Origin of the sequence: Cryobacterium sp. N21, from assembly GCF_002929575.1 — a bacterium.
Taxonomy (GTDB): Bacteria; Actinomycetota; Actinomycetes; order Actinomycetales; family Microbacteriaceae; genus Cryobacterium; species Cryobacterium flavum.
In genome coordinates this window covers 337495-354641 of sequence record NZ_PJJQ01000034.1, presented here as the reverse complement: position 1 = coordinate 354641, position 17147 = coordinate 337495, and the positions used below count along the sequence as shown (strand labels likewise).

Here is a 17147-nt window from a genome sequence, read left to right as displayed (position 1 = left end):
ACTGGTCGAACGGTGACGCATGTTGACTCCGCCTAGCGGTGGGCTATTAACATGACGTAAGCATGTCCTAATTTAACAGCGACAGCAAATGACCGTCATCAACTATCTACCGAATCTCGGTCAGGTAGGTGGTGTAACCGGCCCCGCGCAAGGCGGCACGGATCGGTTCGGCGCCAGCAGACCCAGCCACGGCGATCATCGCGCCGCCTCCGCCTCCGCCGGTCAGCTTGGCACCGAGGGCACCGGCCCGGCGGGCGATGGCGACCATCTGCTCGAGCTCGGGACTCGAGACTTGCAGGGCATTGAGCAGGCCCTGGTTGATGTTCATCAGCTCGCCCAGTTCGATAGTGTCGCCCCGGCGCAGGGCGTCGGCCCCCTCCCCGACCAGGGAGTCGATCTGATCGAAGATCGCATCGTAACGCGCGGGGCGCTGCTGCCACGCCGCGCGCACGGCGGCCACGGTGTGCGAGGTCAGGGCGTGCATACCGGTGAGACCGATCACGATCGGAATCGGATTCGGTGTGACGATGTCGCGGATTTCGTGACCACTCGGAGCATCCGTTTTTTGAAAAAGAATCGGCCGGCCGAACGTGGCAACGGTGTTGTCGATGCCGGACGGTGTGCCGTGCACGATCTTTTCGCACTCAAATGCCAGACTCGACACTTGCTCGTCGCTGAGCCGAATGGAGAAGCACTCGGCGGTCGCCCGGATGAGAGCGACGGCGAACGCGGCCGACGCCCCTAGACCGCTCGCTCGCGGCAGCTCAGAAAACACGTCGACCCGCACGCCGGATTGCGGCAAACCCAGACGTGCGGCGATCAACGTGGCGACCCGGTGTGAGACGTCGACGCTGATCGGTTCCTGCACCGAACCATCCGCGTCCCAGTCGGTGATGATCGGCGCCTGCCCAGGCGTACCGCGCCCGACCTCGGCGCGCACCGTGAGGCCGATGGGCGCGGCGATGGCCCGCCGACCGTACACCACGGAGTGTTCCCCGAGCAGGATGATCTTGCCGTAACCGACGTGCCCGGCCGCACCCTGCGGTGCACGCGTGGGGGGCATGGCTGTTACTACGGCGGCGGGGGCGCTGGCGGCCAGCGGCGGGGCTTCAAGGTCTGCCAGAATTTGCCGCGCCTTCCACACCTTGATCTCGCCGCCGACGACGAGCTGCTCCACAACCTCATCGAAGCGCGCCGGGCTGGTGCCGGCGGCCACCGCGACCGCCCGGGCGTGCAAGCGCATGTGCCCGTGTTGGATTCCCGTGGTGGAGAGCGCTTTGAGCGCGGCCAGGTTTTGGGCCAGCCCCGCCGCCGCCATGACCTCGGTCAGTTCGCGCGCCGACCCGATTCTCAGGATGCTGTGGGCGATTCGCACGGCCGGGTTTGATTCCACCTGCCCGCCGACCGTGCCCACCTTGAGCGGCATCGTCAGCTCGCCGACCAGGTCACCAGCCGAGTTCGCCCGCCAGGTCGACAACGGCGCGTAGTGCTCACCGCGAGCGGCATAGGCGTGGGCGGCCGCTTCGATGGCTCGCCAGTCGTTGCCGGTCGCGATCGCGACGGCGTCGATGCCGTTCATGATGCCCTTGTTGTGGGTGGTAGCCCGGTAGGGATCCAGCTCGGCGAATTCGGCAGCCAGAATGATGCCGTCACGAACGCGGTCACCGGAGTACTCCCCGGTGGCCAGCGCTGCCTGCGGGATGACCGCGCGGGCACGCACGAGGGCACGATCAGTCAGGTTCGAGAGAATGCGCAGGAACACCCGCCCCGTGCTGATTCGCTCGACCAGGGGCGCAATGCTCTCGCACATTGAGTTGACGAGATTCGCCCCCATCGCATCGCGGGTGTCGACCAGCAGGTGCACGACCAGCAGCTCACCGTTCTGCGCCGTCGCTCCCCGCAAATACACCTCGACACCGCGCGCGCCGCCGCCGCGGGCGACCATCTTCGCGTGGCCGCTGTTGGCGAGCCGCAGAATTTGTTCCGTCTGCGCGAGCAGAGCTAGACGCGCCAACGCCGGGTCGGCGACGTCAACGACCTGCACCTGGCCGATTAGTAGCGGCTCATCGGCCGTGCTGGTAAAACCGCCGTTTTGGCGCACCAGAAGCGCGGTGGAACTGACCGCCGCCACGATGGACGGTTCCTCCACCACCATGGGAATCAGGTAGTCGCGACCGTTGATCTGAAAATTGAGCCCGAGCCCCATCGGCAGGGAAAACACGCCGATCACGTTTTCGGTCAGTCGGTCAGCGGTTTCGGCGTCGAGCAGCCCGGTACCCGGCTGCAACATGGCATAGTCGGCATCGTTCAACGTGCCGCGTTTGTGCAACAAATCCAGTCGTTTCTGCACCGACAGCTGATAGAACTTCGCGATGCGGGAGCCGGTCATAACCGGGCCCCTAACGCGCCGAATTCCAACGGCACAACGGATGCCCCGGCGTCGGCCAGCGCACTTTCGAGGCGTTCGGCGGGCGCGCCGCTCGCGCTGAAGGCGAGCCCGACGTCGCCGCCGCCGGCGCCGGAGGTCTTGAACACGCCGCCAGCACGCTCGGCCACCGCGCGTAGCTCAAGGTGGCGCTCGGTCACGATGCCGGCCTGGGCGTGGGCGTCGAGCAGGGCCAGCGCCGTGAAGTAGTCATCGACCAGGCGCAGAAAACCGTCGCGGTCGGCGAGCGCTGAGTGCGCCGAGTGGGCGAGGCGGATCAGGCGCGCCAGGTCCTGGTCGTGCTGCGCCGGATTCTGCACGGCAAAATCGTTGACCCGACCGACCAGATCGGTCGTCGCCGAGCCAGCACCGGTAATCACGGCCACAAGGCTGAGGTCGCTGGGCCACTGCATCTGCACGGGCGGAGTCTCGACGGTGTAGGAGAGCAGACCGCCGTACACGCTCGCGGCGACATCCCCGCCGCTGCCCGTGCCGTGTTGCGCGGCCCGATGGGCCGAATGAGCCAGAGTGAACAGCGCCTGCCGATCGAGGTGAAGCCCGGAGGCCTCTGCCAGGGCCGCAGTGAGCGCGCTGGCCACCGCGGCGCTTGATCCGAGCCCCAATTTATGGCCATCGCGCACGAATGACGAGCTGTCCATGCTGATCTCGAACGGGCCAGAGCCGGCTGTACACGCCCGCACCGCCACACGCACCGCGTCGAACAGGCGCAGGGTCGAACGGGTATGCGCGTCGAGGGTGGCGGGAAGGCGACCTTCCTCATCGAGGTCGAGATGCTGGATGCCCACGCTGGGGGCGTGCAGCCGCCACGACCCGGCAGGTATGACGGTAACGGTCACCCGACGATCGACGGCTGCCAGCAGCGCCGGCGCCCCGTGCAAGACGGCATACTCCCCAAGCAGAAACAATTTTCCGGGTGCCGACGACGAAAAGGATGCCACGTCAGTCCAACCGGTAGGCGCTCGGGCCGAGAGCACTCGGGCGTACCTCGTGCACTCCGGCAACGTTCGACAGCGCCTCCTGAACCAGGGGCACATCCCCGGGTAGGCAGAGCACCTTCAGCTGCGGCCCGGCGTCGATGGTGAAGTAGGCCGGCACGCCGGACGCGCGCAGATCCCGAACGGCGTGCATCGCCGCGACCGTCGCGGCGTTCCAATAGATCAGCGCCGGCCGGGTGGTCAGCATCAGGGCGTGCAGCTTGAGGCAGTTGTACTCGGAGAGTTCGCCCAGCCGCACGAAGTCGCGGGCGGCGATCGCGGCCCGCATATCAGCGAGATCACCGGGGGCCGTCGCCAGCCAGGCCGGATAGAACGGTGAACTGGCAGCGCTAGCCCCCATTCCGACGGTGGAGGTGATCGTTTTCGCACCCAGCTCGGTAATGACGACAACCACGGCGAGCGGCCAGTCCGCGCCGGTCAGCAGCTGCACGGCGTAGGAATCCGAGCCGTCAGCGGCGCTGCCGGCATGCATCTGGGCGTAGCCCCCGAAGATGGAACGGGCGGCCGAACCGGAGCCGTGCCTGGCCAGAATCGACAGTTGCCGGTCGGTGAGCGTGAGCCCGGCAGCGCCACTGGCAGCGACGGCGAGAGCGGCGAAACCGGATGCCGACGAGGCCAGCCCGGCTCCGGTCGGAAAATTGTTCGCGGACTCCACGACGGCGAACAGGTGCGTTCCTCGGGCCTGACGCACGAGATCGAGAACGCGGGCGACCTTGGTGGCCTCCTGCCGGCATCCGCTCAGCCAGAATTCATCGGCAGCGAGACCCGAACGAAAGGTCACCCGGGTATCAGTGAAGAGGGCATCGAGGGTGACGGAAATCGATCCGACGGCTGGGGTATTGAGAACGACATCGTTCTTACCCCAATATTTGACCAGCGCGATATTGCTATGTGCGCGGGCGCGCGCCGTAGCGCCGGCCTCGAGGGTCTGTGACACAGGGCTGCTCCGATCGGTTCTGCCTCTATTTTAGCCGGGAGCCCCGACGGTATCCGGCCGAACCAGCCCGCGCCGGACTACTCGCAGCTTCGCCGACTAAAATGACGGTGTGTTCACGACCCGGTGCGGTCAAGCAAGCACCTGAAAAGTTAAGTAGACTCAGTTGGCTCCTGGAATAAGTGGTTTTTCCCTCTATCTCCCGCCGTATCGCGTGCAGCTCGAAGCGTGGTGTGCCTGGAATGACCAGCCTTGGGAGAAATTCCGCTCGGTGGTCGGCCGAAGTTTTCGCATGCGCGCCCCCGCGCAGAGCGTGTACACCTTTGCCGCCAATGCGGTGTGGCGCCTGATTCGGGACTACGACATCGACCCGTCCCAGGTTGGGCTGCTCGCGCTCGGCACCGAGTCGAGCACCGACAATTCTGCCGGCGCGGTCATCGTCAAGGGCATGGTCAATGAGGCCCTGGCCGCGGCCGGCCTGCCTCAGTTGGCTCGGGACTGCGAAGTGCCCGAATTCAAACAGGCCTGCCTGGGCGGCGTCTACGGCGTGAAAGCTGCGCTGCGCTATCTGGCAACGGATGGCCGCGGTCGCCAGGCCATCGTGGTGTGCGCCGATATTGCGGAGTACGCGCGCGGCGGCAGCGGAGAGCCCACGCAGGGTGCCGGCGCGGTCGCGATGCTGCTGGAGAGCGACGCGCGCCTGCTCGAAGTGGACCTCGCCGCAGCCGGCAGCGACTCCGACTACCGCGTGGCCGATTTTCGCAAGCCGTTTGCCCGTTTTCGCAATCAGCCGGCGCGCGATGACGGACAGGTGCAGGATCTGCCCATGTTCAACGGACACTATTCCACCAGCTGCTACATCGATGCCACCCACCACGCCATGACGGCCATGCTGGAGAAACGCCCCGGCCGAAGCCTCGACTATTTTCACGACATCGACGCGGTTTTCATGCACCGCCCATACCACCAGATGCCAACGACCGGGTGGGTCATGGCCTTCCTGTTCGCTCTGGCTCATGATGACGACGGCCATGACCAGTTGCGCGCACTCGCTGCCGACGCCGGTGTCGATGCCGATCTGCTCCTCGAGGAGCTGCTCGCGCCATCACCGTTTCACGGTAACGGCGCCGATCTCGCCGAAAACACCGGCGACGTTTTTCCCCTGGCCCGCAAGGTGCGCAACCAGCTGCGCAAAACCCCGCTCTGGGACACGCTCGTCGAGGACAAGCTCAGGCTGGGCTCCGAAGCCATGCGCGACCTCGGTAATCTTTACACCGCTGCTCTTCCGGCCTGGCTCGCCGCTGGCCTGCAGCAGGCCCTGACCGATCGCATCGAGCTGACCGATCAGAACTGGTTGGCCCTCGGCTACGGCAGTGGCGACGCTGCGGAGGCGCTGCCACTGCGCGTTGTCGCCGGCTGGCAAGAAGCGGCCAGGCGAATCAATTTTGAGTCAGCCTTGGTTGGCGCGATCGATCTGAACGAAGCGCAGTACATCGATGTGCACGAGGGACGCCGCATCGAAAATATCGCCCCGCCCGCCCGCGATGAGTTCGTGATCGATCACGTCGGCACGTCGAATGGGCCGGACTTCTTCGATGAGGGCGTCGAGTACTACCGCTACGTCGTCGGCAGCGCCGAATAAACCAAACGGGGCAGACCTGCGCCGACCGCGTTCTGCCTCTCGCTCCTACTCGGTCGTGCCGATCGCGGGCTCGCCCTGCGCGTGCCGGGCACGCAGCCACGGAATGAGGCCGCCGACCAGGAGCATCTCAATCTGGCGGGTCGAAAGCTCGTGCCGCACGGAATAAGTCTCATCGCGGGTGGTGTTGCGAACGATAATCTCGGTGCCGTTGGTGAGAGCCTCGCGAATACCGTCGAGCACCAGCACGTCGCCCTGGCCAATGCGGTCGTGATCGGCGGCATCCGTGAATTGCAGCGCGAGCGCGCCGAAGTTCGCCAGATTCTGCCAGTGGATACGCGCAAACGAAACCGCCAGCACAACCCGCAGCCCGAGGAATCGCGGGGTGATCGCTGCGTGCTCGCGAGAAGACCCTTGCCCGTAGTTCGCCCCAGCGACGATCATGTGACCGGTCGTGTCTCGGGTGAGTGCGGCGCGGGTTGGGTAGGTAGGGTCGACCTGATCAAAGGTGAATTCGGCGAGCTTGGGAACGTTGCTGCGAAACGGCAAGACACGCGCACCGGCCGGAAGAATCTCATCCGTTGAAATATCATCGCCGACAATCAGGGCAACGGGAACCTCGATGCGTTCGGCGAGCGGACCGAAGACGGGCAGCGACGAAATGTTTTCGCCCTTGACGAGCGCGACGGTGAGCGATTCCGCAGCGGGCAGCGGCGCCTCGAGCATAGTCAGGTTGACGCTGGAGAACTCCGGCAGGGTGATCGACGGATAGTCCATGTTAAACAGGTCAGCGAGATCTCTCGGGTCGGTGATTTTTCCGGTCAGCCCGGCTGCAGCCCCGGTCTCTGGGGAGCAGAGGTAAACCGAGTCTTCTTGCGTGCCCGAGCGGCCTGGGAAGTTGCGCGGCATGGTGCGCAGGCTGATGCTGCCGTTGGCCGGGGCCTGTCCCATTCCGATGCACCCCATGCAGCCAGACTGGTGCAACCGCGCACCGGCCCCGATGAGATCGAGGGTGGCGCCCATCTTGGTCAAGTCCTGCAAAATCTGGCGGGAGCTTGGGTTGACGTCGAGGGACAGCCCGGGGAACGACTGCCGCCCCTTGGTGATCGCCGCGACGATCGCGAAGTCTCGCAGACCTGGGTTAGCGGATGACCCGATCACCACTTGCTCGACCGGTCGGCCAGCGACTTCGCTGACCGGAACGACGTTGCCCGGCGAACTGGGCAGGGCGATCAGGGGAACGATCGAGGCCAGGTCTATCTCCTCGGTCACGTCGTAGGTCGCATCAGCATCGGCGAGTAATTCCACGAAGTCGTCCTCGCGCGCCTCGGCGCGTAAGAATGTGCGCACCTGGTCATCGGCCGGGAACACTGTCGAGGTCGCGCCGAGTTCGGCACCCATGTTCGCGATCACGTGCCGATCCATGGCGGTCAGGGTGGCCAGCCCCGGTCCGTAATACTCGACGATGCGGTTGACGCCGCCCTTCACACCGTGGCGACGGAGCATTTCGAGAATGACGTCCTTGGCGCTCGTCCACGGCGGCAGCTGCCCGGTCAGGCGCACGCCCCAAATTTGGGGCATGCGAATGTAGAGCGGTTCGCCGGCGATGGCGAGCGCCACTTCGGTGCCGCCGACGCCGATGGCGAGCATGCCGAGCGAGCCGGCCGCCGGGGTGTGGCTGTCCGAACCGACCATGGTCTTGCCGGGGATGCCGAAGCGCTGCATGTGCGTCGGGTGCGATACCCCGTTACCGGCTTTGGAGAACCAGATGCCGAAGCGTTGGCAGGCGGATCGCAGAAAGTCGTGGTCTTCGGCATTTTTGCTGTCGGCCTGCAGCAGGTTGTGGTCCACGTATTGCACCGACACTTCCGTGCGGGCATAGTCGAGACCGAGTGCCTCCAGTTCGAGCATGACCAGGGTACCGGTCGCATCCTGGGTCAGGGTCTGGTCGATTCGCAGGCCGATTTCGGTGCCGGGAACCATCTCCCCCACTACCAAGTGCGAGGCGATCAGTTTCTGAGCGACGTTGTAGGCCATATTGACTCCCTTGCTCGTGTGCGGGTCCGGTGTCGACAATCACGCATCGACGTTGTGCGCAGAGTCTCAATCTACGCGAATGCGGGATTAACGACCAGCGTTTGAGGGCGTGTGAGCAAGAGACCAGTAAGGGCCGGCTGGCAAGGGACCAAGTCAGGCTCCCATACGATAGATCACGTGAGTAGTTATGCCCAGGTGCGCCCAGAACAGCGCACGCCGATCGCACGGTATCGGCATTCGCTGTGGTTGCTGACCGAGCGCGACCTGCGCGTGCGCTACTCCACCTCGGTGCTCGGCTACTTCTGGTCCATTCTCGATCCGCTCGTGATGGCCGGCATCTACTGGTTCGTCTTCACTCAGGTGTTTGACAAAAACGTCGGCACCGACCCGTACATCGTGTTCCTGCTGGCCGCCCTGCTGCCCTGGATGTGGTTCAACGGCGCCGTCTCGGACTGCACCCGCGCTTTTCTGCGCGAGGCAAAGCTCATCCGTTCCACCCGCATCCCCCGCACCATCTGGGTGAACCGCCTCGTACTCTCCAAAGGCATCGAGTTTCTCGCCTCGATTCCGGTGCTTGCCCTGTTTGCCATTCTGTACGGCGCCGAGCTGAACGCCGACGCGCTGTTCTTTCCCCTCGCCATTCTGATTCAGGCCGCCCTGACCGCGGGTGTCGGCCTGCTGGTCGCCCCACTCGTGGTGTTCTTTCGCGACCTGGAGCGGGCCGTCAAACTCATTTTGCGTTTTCTGTTCTACGCCTCCCCCATCATCTACAGCACCACGGACCTGCCGCCCGAACTGCACTTCTGGGCCGCCTTCAACCCGTTGAACGGCATCTTCAGCCTCTACCGGGCAGCGTTCTTTCCCGAGCAACTCGACTGGTTCGCGGTCGCGATCAGCGCAGGTCTGTCCCTCCTTTTTCTCGGGCTCGGACTCCTGGTCTTTCGCCGCACCGAACGCGCCGTTTTGAAGGAGATCTAGTGGCCCAGGGGAAAGCGCCCATTCCAGGAATGCCGGTGATCTCGCTACAGGATGTCGGCATCCGCTTTCGCAGGAATCGGCGCGGACGTCGCAATTTCAAGGATCTCTTCGGCGCCAGCAAACGCCGCAGCCGGCCGGGTGAATTCTGGGCCCTGCAGCACGTCACCTTCAGCGTGCAACCGGGCGAAGCCATCGGTGTCGTCGGGCGTAACGGGCAGGGCAAGTCCACCCTGCTCAAACTCGTCACCGGCGTTGTGCTGCCCGATACGGGTACGGTGCACGTGATCGAGGGCGTCGCGCCGCTGATCGAAATCACCGGCGGGTTTGTCGACGACCTCAGCGTGCGCGACAACGTGTATCTGACCGCGGGCCTGCACGGCATGACCCGCAAGCAGATCGCCGCACGCTTTGACGAGATCATCGAATTCGCCGAGATCGCCGATTTCATCGACACCCCGTACAAGCATTTGTCGAGCGGGATGAAGGTGCGCATCGCCTTCGCGGTGATCTCCCGGCTCGAAGAACCCATTCTGCTGGTCGACGAGGTGTTGGCCGTGGGCGACAAGGCTTTTCGGGAGAAATGCTATCGCCGCATCGAAGAACTTCTCGCGGGTGGTCGCACCCTGTTCATCGTCTCGCACAATGAGCGCGATCTGCGGCGCTTTTGCACCCGCGGTCTCTACCTCGACAAGGGGGACTTGGTGCTCGACGGGCCGATCACCGACGTGCTCGCACGCTATAACACCGACTACGGCGTCAAGCCGGCAGCCTGACCCTACCCAAGTCGCCGAGTCGCGAGAGCTTCCTGGGAACGACGAAAGTCGATCGCGATGTAGGCGTCGCGAGTCGGCGGTAGCTGCTCAACTGCTAGACCGGTCACGAGCTCACTCAATTCGAGTTGCAGCACGGCCGCCAGCCGAATAAGAGTGTACATCGTCGGGTTGCCGTGACCCCGGTCGATGCGGGCGTAATTCGAAACGTTGAGTCCGGCGAGCAGAGCGACGGACTCCTGATTGAGCCCGAGCGCCAGGCGGCGCTCCCGCAGGCGGAGGCCGAGCAGTCGGGAGGCTTCTGATTTGGGCTCGAGCATTCCTCAGTTGTAGTGGCACAGAGGACTCTTGACTAGCGGGTGGACATTTGGCGAAACATAGTATTTGTAGTTCGGCGCCCGCCCGCGCGTCCAACGCGCGCCCCTCTGCACCACGTACACTCAACGAGACGCAACCGAGGAGAGCGAGCAATGGCCAGGAAGAGCACACCGATGCTGTCGTCGACCGGCGGTACTCCACAGGGCGGCGCGCTGCCGAACGGGTTCGTCAGGGGCTTCGATCGGGTTCTGGCCGTTCACCGACCGGTTGTGCTCGCCCATATTCGCAGCATCCGACGGCGCAATCCCTACGCCTCCCCCGAGCAGATCGTGCGCATTCTGGAAAAACGCTATCTGGCAGCCGTCACGGCCGGCGGCGCGGCTGTGGGCGCCACCGCGGTCATCCCCGGCGTCGGCACCGGCATCACGCTCGCCCTGTCTGGAGTGGAGACCGCCGGCTTTCTCGAGGCGACCGCGCTGTTCACCCAGTCGGTGAGCGAGGTACACGGCATCGCGGTCGAAGACCCGGAGCGAGCCCGCGCCCTCGTCATGACCATGATGCTCGGCCGTGAGGGCAGCGATCTGGTGCGGCAGCTCGCCGGGCAGGTGACCGGCTCGGGAACCGCACGAAACACCTACTGGGGTGAGCTCATCACCAACAGCCTGCCCCGCGCAATACTCGGCCCGCTGACCGACCGGCTCAAGAGTGCTTTTCTGCGCCAGTTCGCCACCCGCGGCAGCGGCAGCCTGCTCGGCAAGGCCCTGCCGTTTGGCATCGGAGCCGTGATCGGCGGTGCCGGAAACCACATTCTGGGCAACAAGGTCATGCACGCCTCACGCCTCGCCTTCGGCCCGGCACCGGCCGGTTTTCAGCCGGATCTGGAGCCCCGGGTGCGCGAGATCACGGTACGCGAAACGCGACGGGGCAGGTCGGTGGCCGCCGTGCCGACCGCGCCGCCGGCATCCGCTTCGTGGCCGACGGATCCCTCAGCCACGTAGCGTCGCGCGCCCGCCTGCTGCACGCGCTGTGAGCGGATGCTCGCGCTGCCGGCCTGCCACGCGCGCGCGCAGCAGAGGACCGCGCGTGCAGCACCTGGCCGCGTCGCTTCACTACTCGGCGTCGGGAATCGACGCCGGATCGGGCACAATCGCGATATCAGCGTCATGCACGGCCGCGAACCGATCCCACTCCTCCATCAGGTGCGCAACGGCCGCGTGCAGTCGCTCCGTCGCGACGCCCGGCGTGGTGTCGCCGAAGTAGCGCTGCACCCACCCCTGCAGGCGTTCCACCACAGCCTCATCGTGCGTGAGCCGTTCGACGGCAGCCGCGATGCCGGCGGCGTTCTCGGCGTGCAACCACTCGCAGTCCGAGAGATACCCGCTGGTGTCGATCACGGCCGTCGGGTTCACCGGACGGGTGATGATGAGCGGCTTACCGGTGGCGAGTCGGTCGTAGACCATGGCGGAGATGTCGACGATGGCGACATCCGCTGCAGCCAGTTGCCAGCCGAGGTCAGGGCCCGCGTCGTAGACGTGCTGCGCGTGCGGGTTGCGGGCGTTGGCCGAAGCGATGGCGGCGATGATGCTCTTGTTGGCGGCACCGTAGGTGTGGTCGACGACACCGCTGCGCGGGTGCGGCCGGTAGATGACCCGGTGGGTGCCGGTAGCCAACAGGGCGGTGACCAGGGCGACCCCGTGGGTCGCGACTGACCCGTAGGCGGCAGCGCCCCGGTCGCCCTCCCAGGTGGGGGCGTACAGCACGACCTGGCGTTCATCTGGCGTGTACGGCAGTTCACCACTGAAGTAGTCGGCCTGGGGTCGCCCGATCTTGATGGCGCGCTTGTCGAAGTCGTAGTCCCAGAGCACGCGGTCCAGGCGGGCGAGAGCCGCGTCCCCAGCGACGAAGGAATAGTCGTAAGCCTTGAACTGATTGGTGATCATGTACATCTTGTCGCTCTCACCGTGGTTGATGAAAACGTGCCAGCAGCGCCCGTAGCGCATCATCTGGAAGTTGCGCGGGTTCTGGTTGACGTAGAACACGATGCGAATGTCCTGCTCGGCCACAATCTGCTCGAGCTGTGGAACCGTGCGCACATAGGCAACGGGAACCGGTGACTCATCCATGAGCTTGAGGGTGCCGCCACCGGTACGGCTGAGCAGGAGCACCGGCCAGGTCTTGGCGAGTGTGGCGAGCGGCTGGTACCACTGCCGCATCTGGTAGATGTTGACCGGCCCGTCGGCAAAGTAAACGGCGATCTTGAAGTGATTATCTTCGCGCAGCTCGCGCGCCTTCAGCGGACCCTGGAGTCTGTGTTGGGCCTTGCGGGAGGCCACAACATCCTTGAACAGTTTGACTGCACGCCTGACGTCTTTCCGAATTACCACCGAACAAGACTACCTTCCGTTAAATGATCGGCGGGCGTCCGGCGCGGGTCATCCGCCAGACCGTGCGGGCTCGGAGCGGATGCCGCGGCCCCGGATCGCTCTGCCACCCTTCGCGCCAGCCGCCGAACCAGGCGCGCAGCGCCGGCCGGTTGCGGGGCGCCCAGCGCAGCACCTGAATGGCCGTCCACGAGCCCACGTACAGAGGTACCAACAGGGCGGGCAGATTGCGGCGGGCCAGCCAGACCCGGTTGCGGGCGTTCAGCCGGTAGTAGTCGGCGTGCCTGGTGGGCAGTATCACCGGGTGGTTGGCGACCAGGTCGCCGGCATACCAGGCGACCCGGCCCTGGTCCCAGACCCGCCAGGCCAGTTCAATTCCTTCATGGGCGTAGAAAAACGGTTCGGCCCAGCCGCCGGTCGCGTCGAAAACCGCGCGCGGCAGCAGCACAGCCCCCTCCCAGACCGAGAACACCGGTCCGGGCGTGGTCGCTTCACCCTTACGGATGCGGGGAATCCACCGCCGCGGCGATTCGATTCCGGCCGGGTCTTCGACGCGGGGCTGCAGCAGCCCGATCGTCGGGTCGGAGCGCAGCTTGCCGATCGCCTCGATCAGAAAATTCGGGTCGGGAATGCTGGCATCGTCGTCGAGAAAAAACAGGTACTCGCCGGTGACGCGCGACACCCCCCGGTTGCGGCCGGCCGGAATGCCGAGGTTGCTGGGGAGCCCGAGCGTCTGCACGCCGGCCGGCAGCTCGGTCGGCTGCCAGCCGTTGCCGACACAGACCACGTCGAGCGTCACGCCCTGCTGTGCCAGCACCGAGCGGATGCCCCGGTCGAGGTCGACCGGACGGGTGCCCTGCGTGAGCACGACAACACCGACCGTCGGGACGGCCTCGTTAGGAACGGACACGTTTGGACGCCATGATGGCCACGAAATGCCCGATGAGTGACAAGAAAGCGAGGGGAACCAGAACGGCCAGCACGGCCCGGTCGACGAGCGGCTGCCCGACGAACAACCCGATCACGGCCGCGGCGAAGATCACCATGGTCAGTTCGACCGAGTGGTACAGCCGGTGGAATGGTACGAAGCGGGCCAGCCGGCGCACCCGGGCGATCAGGCTCGAGGTGGGCGTCTTCTCACCGTGGGTATCGGCGAGCTTGGTCAGGCCGGCATTGGAGCGGGCGACGTGCACCATGTCGTTGAGCGCCTTGTTCAGCACGATGATCAGGGCGAGCAGCAGCGCCAGGCTGGTCCAGAGAAAGTCGTCGGGCGATTCGAACGGGTAGGCGGCCGCCCGAATGCCAAGCGCGATGGGAATGAGCGACTCGGTGGAGTAGTGCCCAACCTTGTCCAGGAACACCCCGGCCGGCGAGGAAGTACCGCGCCACCTCGCCACCTCGCCGTCGCAGCAGTCGATGAGCATCTGCACCTGGCTGAGTGCGAGAGCGAGTAGCGCCCCCCAGATTCCGGGGATCAGCAGGGCCGCAGCGGTCGACCAGCCGGCCAGGATCATCAGCGCGGTCACACCGTTAGCGGAGATACGCGTCTTCAGCAGCATCCAGGTGAGGTACGGCGACAGGTCGCGCAGGTATAGGCTCGCCGTCCAGTGCTCAGCGTTGGCGCGCAGGCGCACCTCCGGCGGCTGGGCGACAGCGCGCAGATGCGCGATCGACTCCGGCCTGACAGCGGGGTCGCGGGCGATATTCGGCGAACTGGTCATCTGCTCACCTTCCCGTGTGTGCCGTGATATTGCTGGTGAGTTTCAGGTAACCGAGCACGAACCCGATCCCCCAGCAGAAGTGAATGCAGGGTAAGACTACGAGAAAATTGAGGGACGCACGAAATCCGTCCGGCCGGGCAACTGCGAGCGTCGCAGCGACCACGATGAGCAGATACCCGGCGGGAACGATCAGGCCCAGCAGCAGCCACGGCGCCGCACCGAGGGCGGCCTGCACCACGCCGACGATGCCCAGGAGCAGTCCGAGTGCCACTCCCAGCACCATCGCCGGCGGCACGAAATAGCGGATGCCGTTGGCCGCCGGATACCGCCTGGCCAGCTCACCGCGCCAGAGCCCGGTCGAGAGCATCTGCCGGGCCAGCTGGGCCAGGGTCGGCCGCGGGCGATAGAGCACACGCAGTTTCGGGGTGAACCAGACCGTGCCGCCTGCTTCGCGGAGGCGACGGTTCAGGTCCCAGTCCTGGCCCCGTTTGACGCCCTCGTCGAACAGGCCGACGTTCAGGATGCTCTCGGTGCGAAAGCAGCCGAGGTACACCGTTTCGGCGACGCCTTCCGCCCCGCCAACGTGATGCGGTGTGCCACCGAGCCCGATCCGGGTGCCGTAAGCGCGGGCCACTGCGCGCTCGAATGCGCTGATGCCGCGGGCATCCATGATGCCGCCGACATTGTCTGCTCCGGTACGTACGAGGGTCTCGACGGCGATGCGGGCGTACTCAGGAGGCAGCACGGAGTGCGCGTCGACGCGGATGACCACCGCGTACTGGGAGGCACGGATGGCGATGTTCAGGCCGGCCGGAGTTGATCCGACCTCGTTGGCTACGACCCGAATGCGCGCGTCAACGGCGGCCATTTCCTCGACCAGTTCGGTCGTGCCGTCAATGCTCGGTCCGAGCGCCAGAGTGACTTCGAACGTTCCCTGGTAGTCCTGGGCGAGCAGACTTTCGACGGCGGCTCGCACGTGCGTCGCCTCGTTGAGAACGGGCATCACATACGACACCCCGGGAAGAAGACCCGTACCACGTTGGTGCACCTGGCTGGCCAGCTTTCCGGTTATTGGGTAGGACGATCGAGCCTACCAGCCCACGAAATGGCCGTGCGCCCGGTGGTACGCACCCACTGACAAACACATCGCGCCGCCGGCGAGCCGGCGACGCGATGTGGGAAGGAACAGAAGCGAGCGGTTAGCTTGAGAGCTCGCCGACCGTGACCGAGACGGTGATCGACTTGCCGTCCCGCACGTAGGTGAGATCGGCGCTGCCGCCGGCCGGGAGCACCCGCACCTGCGCGGTGAGGTCGATCGAGTCCGTGATCGGCACACCGTTGAAGTTGGTGATGACATCGTCGGCGGCCAGACCGGCCTTGGCAGCGGCGCCACCGGAGGTGACCTCGCTGATGAGCGCACCAACCGTGCTGCTGGTCGAACTGGACGCGTCCTTCACGCTCGCACCGAGCAGGCCGTGGGTGGCCTTTCCGTTGGCGATGATCTCGTCGGAGATGCGCTTGGCGAAGTTCGACGGGATGGAGAACCCGACGCCGATGCTGCCGGCGGCCGACGAGGAGGTGGTGCTGCCGGCGCTCGCTATGGCCACGTTGATGCCGACCAGTTCACCGCTGCCGTTGAGCAACGCGCCGCCGGAGTTGCCGGGGTTGATGGCGGCATCCGTTTGAATCACCGGGAGCGCAATGCTGGCGGTGGCGGCCTGCGAGCCCTGCGACGGGGTGCCGTCCTGGTTCGGAAAGTCGAAGAAGAACGGGTTCTGGCTTTGGCCTTCGTCGGGCGTTGTGGTGTCTGGCGAGGTGGGGGCGGCCGAGCTCGCGACGGTGATGCTGCGATTCAAAGCGCTGACGATGCCGTCGGTGACCGTGCCGGAGAGGCCGAGCGGGGCGCCGATGGCGATGGCGCTGTCACCGACGTTGAGCTCGGAGGAATCGCCCCAGGTCATGGGAGTGAGACCGCTCGCGTCGGTCAGTTTGATCACGGCGAGGTCGGAAATGGGGTCGGTGCCGACCAGGGTCGCGGCGTAGAGCTTGCCGTCGTTGCTCTTGACCTCGATTTTCACATCGGAGGCTGCGCCGTCGAGGGTGACCACGTGGGTGTTGGTGAGCACGTAGCCGTCGTCGGTGAGAATGACGCCGGAGCCGGTTCCGCCCGCTGAACTGCTGGACACGTCGATGGTCACGACGCTCGGCGAGGCCTTGGCCGCGACGGCGGTGATCTGGTTGACGCTCTTGGTGTTGTTCACCACGACGTTGCTCGGGCCGGAGGCCTGGCTGACGGGTACACCGTTGTTCTGGCCGTTCATCATGAGGGCGGTAATGCCGGCGCCGGACGAACCGCCGACGAGCGCACCAATGGCGAGGGCCGCGATCAGCGCGACACTACCCTTGCGGCGACCGGATTCCTTGGTCTTAGCGGCGAAGGGCTGGCTGGTATAGGCATCCGTCGGGTAGGAGTCTGCTGTCGCATAGGCCTGGGGTACGGCGTTCGGGGCGTAGGCGGAGGACGACGCTGTCGGGGTCTCGATCGGGCGACCGAAGGCATCCGTCGGGTCGGAATCCGTGGGGTAGGCAACCGTTTGGTTGGCGGCGGGAGAGCTGTCAGCGGGGACGTTGTCTGCGGGCCGGTTCTCGGCGGATGCGTTCACGACGGGCTCCGGTGAAACGGATGCTGCCGGCTGGCTCGGTGCTGCAACGACCGGTACGGCGTTCGATGGCGGCGCAGTAGGGGCCGAGGGCGCGGCCGGTACGTCGGTCGGTGGCACCGTCGGTGGTGTGCTGGGCGGGGTAGCCTCGCCGGAATCATTCACTTCAAAAGCGGCGGCATCATCGGACCTGTCGGGGGTGGTGCCGGAATCATTGGTGTTGTCAGTCATCGGGTGCTCCTTCCAAGCGTTGCCAGCTTTGCGCCCA

The 17147-nt window shown here is 65.5% G+C and carries 14 protein-coding genes; 4 read left to right on the top strand and 10 right to left on the bottom strand.

The window, feature by feature from the left end; translation table 11 throughout:
- Positions 1-106: 106 nt before the first annotated feature.
- From CXY77_RS13800 to mvaD, 3 genes are read right to left on the bottom strand one after another with little or no spacing between them, the layout of a single operon-like run.
- Positions 107-2389 (bottom strand): hydroxymethylglutaryl-CoA reductase, degradative, encoded by a 2283-nt coding sequence (locus CXY77_RS13800; RefSeq protein ID WP_104130256.1) that lies wholly within the window; start codon positions 2387-2389, stop codon positions 107-109.
- On the bottom strand, positions 2386-3384 hold the full coding sequence (locus CXY77_RS13795) for a mevalonate kinase (RefSeq protein ID WP_158252838.1): 999 nt from the start codon (positions 3382-3384) through the stop codon (positions 2386-2388). The genes CXY77_RS13800 and CXY77_RS13795 overlap by 4 nt, the downstream gene beginning before the upstream one ends.
- Position 3385: 1 nt before the next feature.
- The gene (mvaD, locus tag CXY77_RS13790) at positions 3386-4378 is read right to left on the bottom strand and encodes a diphosphomevalonate decarboxylase (protein WP_092341493.1); all 993 of its coding nucleotides are present in this window, start codon (positions 4376-4378) and stop codon (positions 3386-3388) included.
- A gap of 163 nt (positions 4379-4541) precedes the next feature.
- On the opposite strand from mvaD, the gene CXY77_RS13785 reads away from it, so the two are divergent.
- Positions 4542-6017 carry a hydroxymethylglutaryl-CoA synthase family protein gene (locus CXY77_RS13785; RefSeq protein ID WP_092341494.1) on the top strand — a complete coding sequence of 492 codons (1476 nt, stop codon included), beginning with the start codon at positions 4542-4544 and terminating at the stop codon, positions 6015-6017.
- A 45-nt stretch (positions 6018-6062) separates the two neighbouring features.
- Here the strand turns inward: CXY77_RS13785 and CXY77_RS13780 are convergent, their stop codons facing one another.
- Positions 6063-8051: an aconitate hydratase gene (locus CXY77_RS13780; RefSeq protein WP_104130254.1), complete on the bottom strand. Its 1989-nt coding sequence runs from the start codon at positions 8049-8051 to the stop codon at positions 6063-6065.
- 177 nt (positions 8052-8228) lie between these two features.
- On the opposite strand from CXY77_RS13780, the gene CXY77_RS13775 reads away from it, so the two are divergent.
- A complete protein-coding gene (locus CXY77_RS13775) occupies positions 8229-9029 on the top strand; it encodes an ABC transporter permease (RefSeq protein ID WP_233197408.1) in 801 nt (266 codons plus the stop codon).
- Between the two features lie 29 nt (positions 9030-9058).
- A complete protein-coding gene (locus CXY77_RS13770; protein ID WP_174774971.1) occupies positions 9059-9802 on the top strand; it encodes an ABC transporter ATP-binding protein in 744 nt (247 codons plus the stop codon).
- A 2-nt stretch (positions 9803-9804) separates the two neighbouring features.
- On the opposite strand, the gene CXY77_RS13765 is transcribed toward CXY77_RS13770, so the two are convergent.
- Positions 9805-10119: a helix-turn-helix domain-containing protein gene (locus tag CXY77_RS13765; RefSeq protein ID WP_092341497.1), complete on the bottom strand. Its 315-nt coding sequence runs from the start codon at positions 10117-10119 to the stop codon at positions 9805-9807.
- A 150-nt stretch (positions 10120-10269) separates the two neighbouring features.
- Between CXY77_RS13765 and CXY77_RS13760 the strand changes: the two genes are divergently transcribed.
- Positions 10270-11115 carry a hypothetical protein gene (locus CXY77_RS13760; protein ID WP_369831305.1) on the top strand — a complete coding sequence of 282 codons (846 nt, stop codon included), beginning with the start codon at positions 10270-10272 and terminating at the stop codon, positions 11113-11115.
- 111 nt (positions 11116-11226) lie between these two features.
- On the opposite strand, the gene CXY77_RS13755 is transcribed toward CXY77_RS13760, so the two are convergent.
- The 5 genes from CXY77_RS13755 to CXY77_RS13735 form a co-directional block, all read right to left on the bottom strand.
- Complete coding sequence (locus CXY77_RS13755; protein ID WP_104130253.1) at positions 11227-12501, bottom strand: CDP-glycerol glycerophosphotransferase family protein; 1275 nt, start codon at positions 12499-12501, stop codon at positions 11227-11229.
- Between the two features lie 19 nt (positions 12502-12520).
- On the bottom strand, positions 12521-13408 hold the full coding sequence (locus CXY77_RS13750; RefSeq protein ID WP_092341499.1) for a glycosyltransferase family 2 protein: 888 nt from the start codon (positions 13406-13408) through the stop codon (positions 12521-12523).
- Entirely contained in the window at positions 13395-14219 is an 825-nt protein-coding gene (locus CXY77_RS13745) for a CDP-alcohol phosphatidyltransferase family protein (protein ID WP_092341500.1), read from the bottom strand. The genes CXY77_RS13750 and CXY77_RS13745 overlap by 14 nt, the downstream gene beginning before the upstream one ends.
- Before the next feature lie 4 nt (positions 14220-14223).
- Positions 14224-15279, bottom strand: coding sequence for a glycosyltransferase family 2 protein (locus CXY77_RS13740; protein ID WP_369827299.1), 1056 nt, complete (start codon positions 15277-15279; stop codon positions 14224-14226).
- Between the two features lie 139 nt (positions 15280-15418).
- Entirely contained in the window at positions 15419-17110 is a 1692-nt protein-coding gene (locus tag CXY77_RS13735) for a S1C family serine protease (protein ID WP_104130252.1), read from the bottom strand.
- Positions 17111-17147 lie beyond the last annotated feature (37 nt).

Coding starts and splice junctions, on each gene's coding strand:
- CXY77_RS13735 (WP_104130252.1), bottom strand. CDS start 17,110: ATGACTGACAACACCAATGATTCCGGCACCACCCCCGACAGGTCCGAT.
- CXY77_RS13770 (WP_174774971.1), top strand. CDS start 9,059: ATGCCGGTGATCTCGCTACAGGATGTCGGCATCCGCTTTCGCAGGAAT.
- CXY77_RS13800 (WP_104130256.1), bottom strand. CDS start 2,389: ATGACCGGCTCCCGCATCGCGAAGTTCTATCAGCTGTCGGTGCAGAAA.
- CXY77_RS13765 (WP_092341497.1), bottom strand. CDS start 10,119: ATGCTCGAGCCCAAATCAGAAGCCTCCCGACTGCTCGGCCTCCGCCTG.
- CXY77_RS13780 (WP_104130254.1), bottom strand. CDS start 8,051: ATGGCCTACAACGTCGCTCAGAAACTGATCGCCTCGCACTTGGTAGTG.
- CXY77_RS13745 (WP_092341500.1), bottom strand. CDS start 14,219: ATGACCAGTTCGCCGAATATCGCCCGCGACCCCGCTGTCAGGCCGGAG.
- CXY77_RS13760 (WP_369831305.1), top strand. CDS start 10,270: ATGGCCAGGAAGAGCACACCGATGCTGTCGTCGACCGGCGGTACTCCA.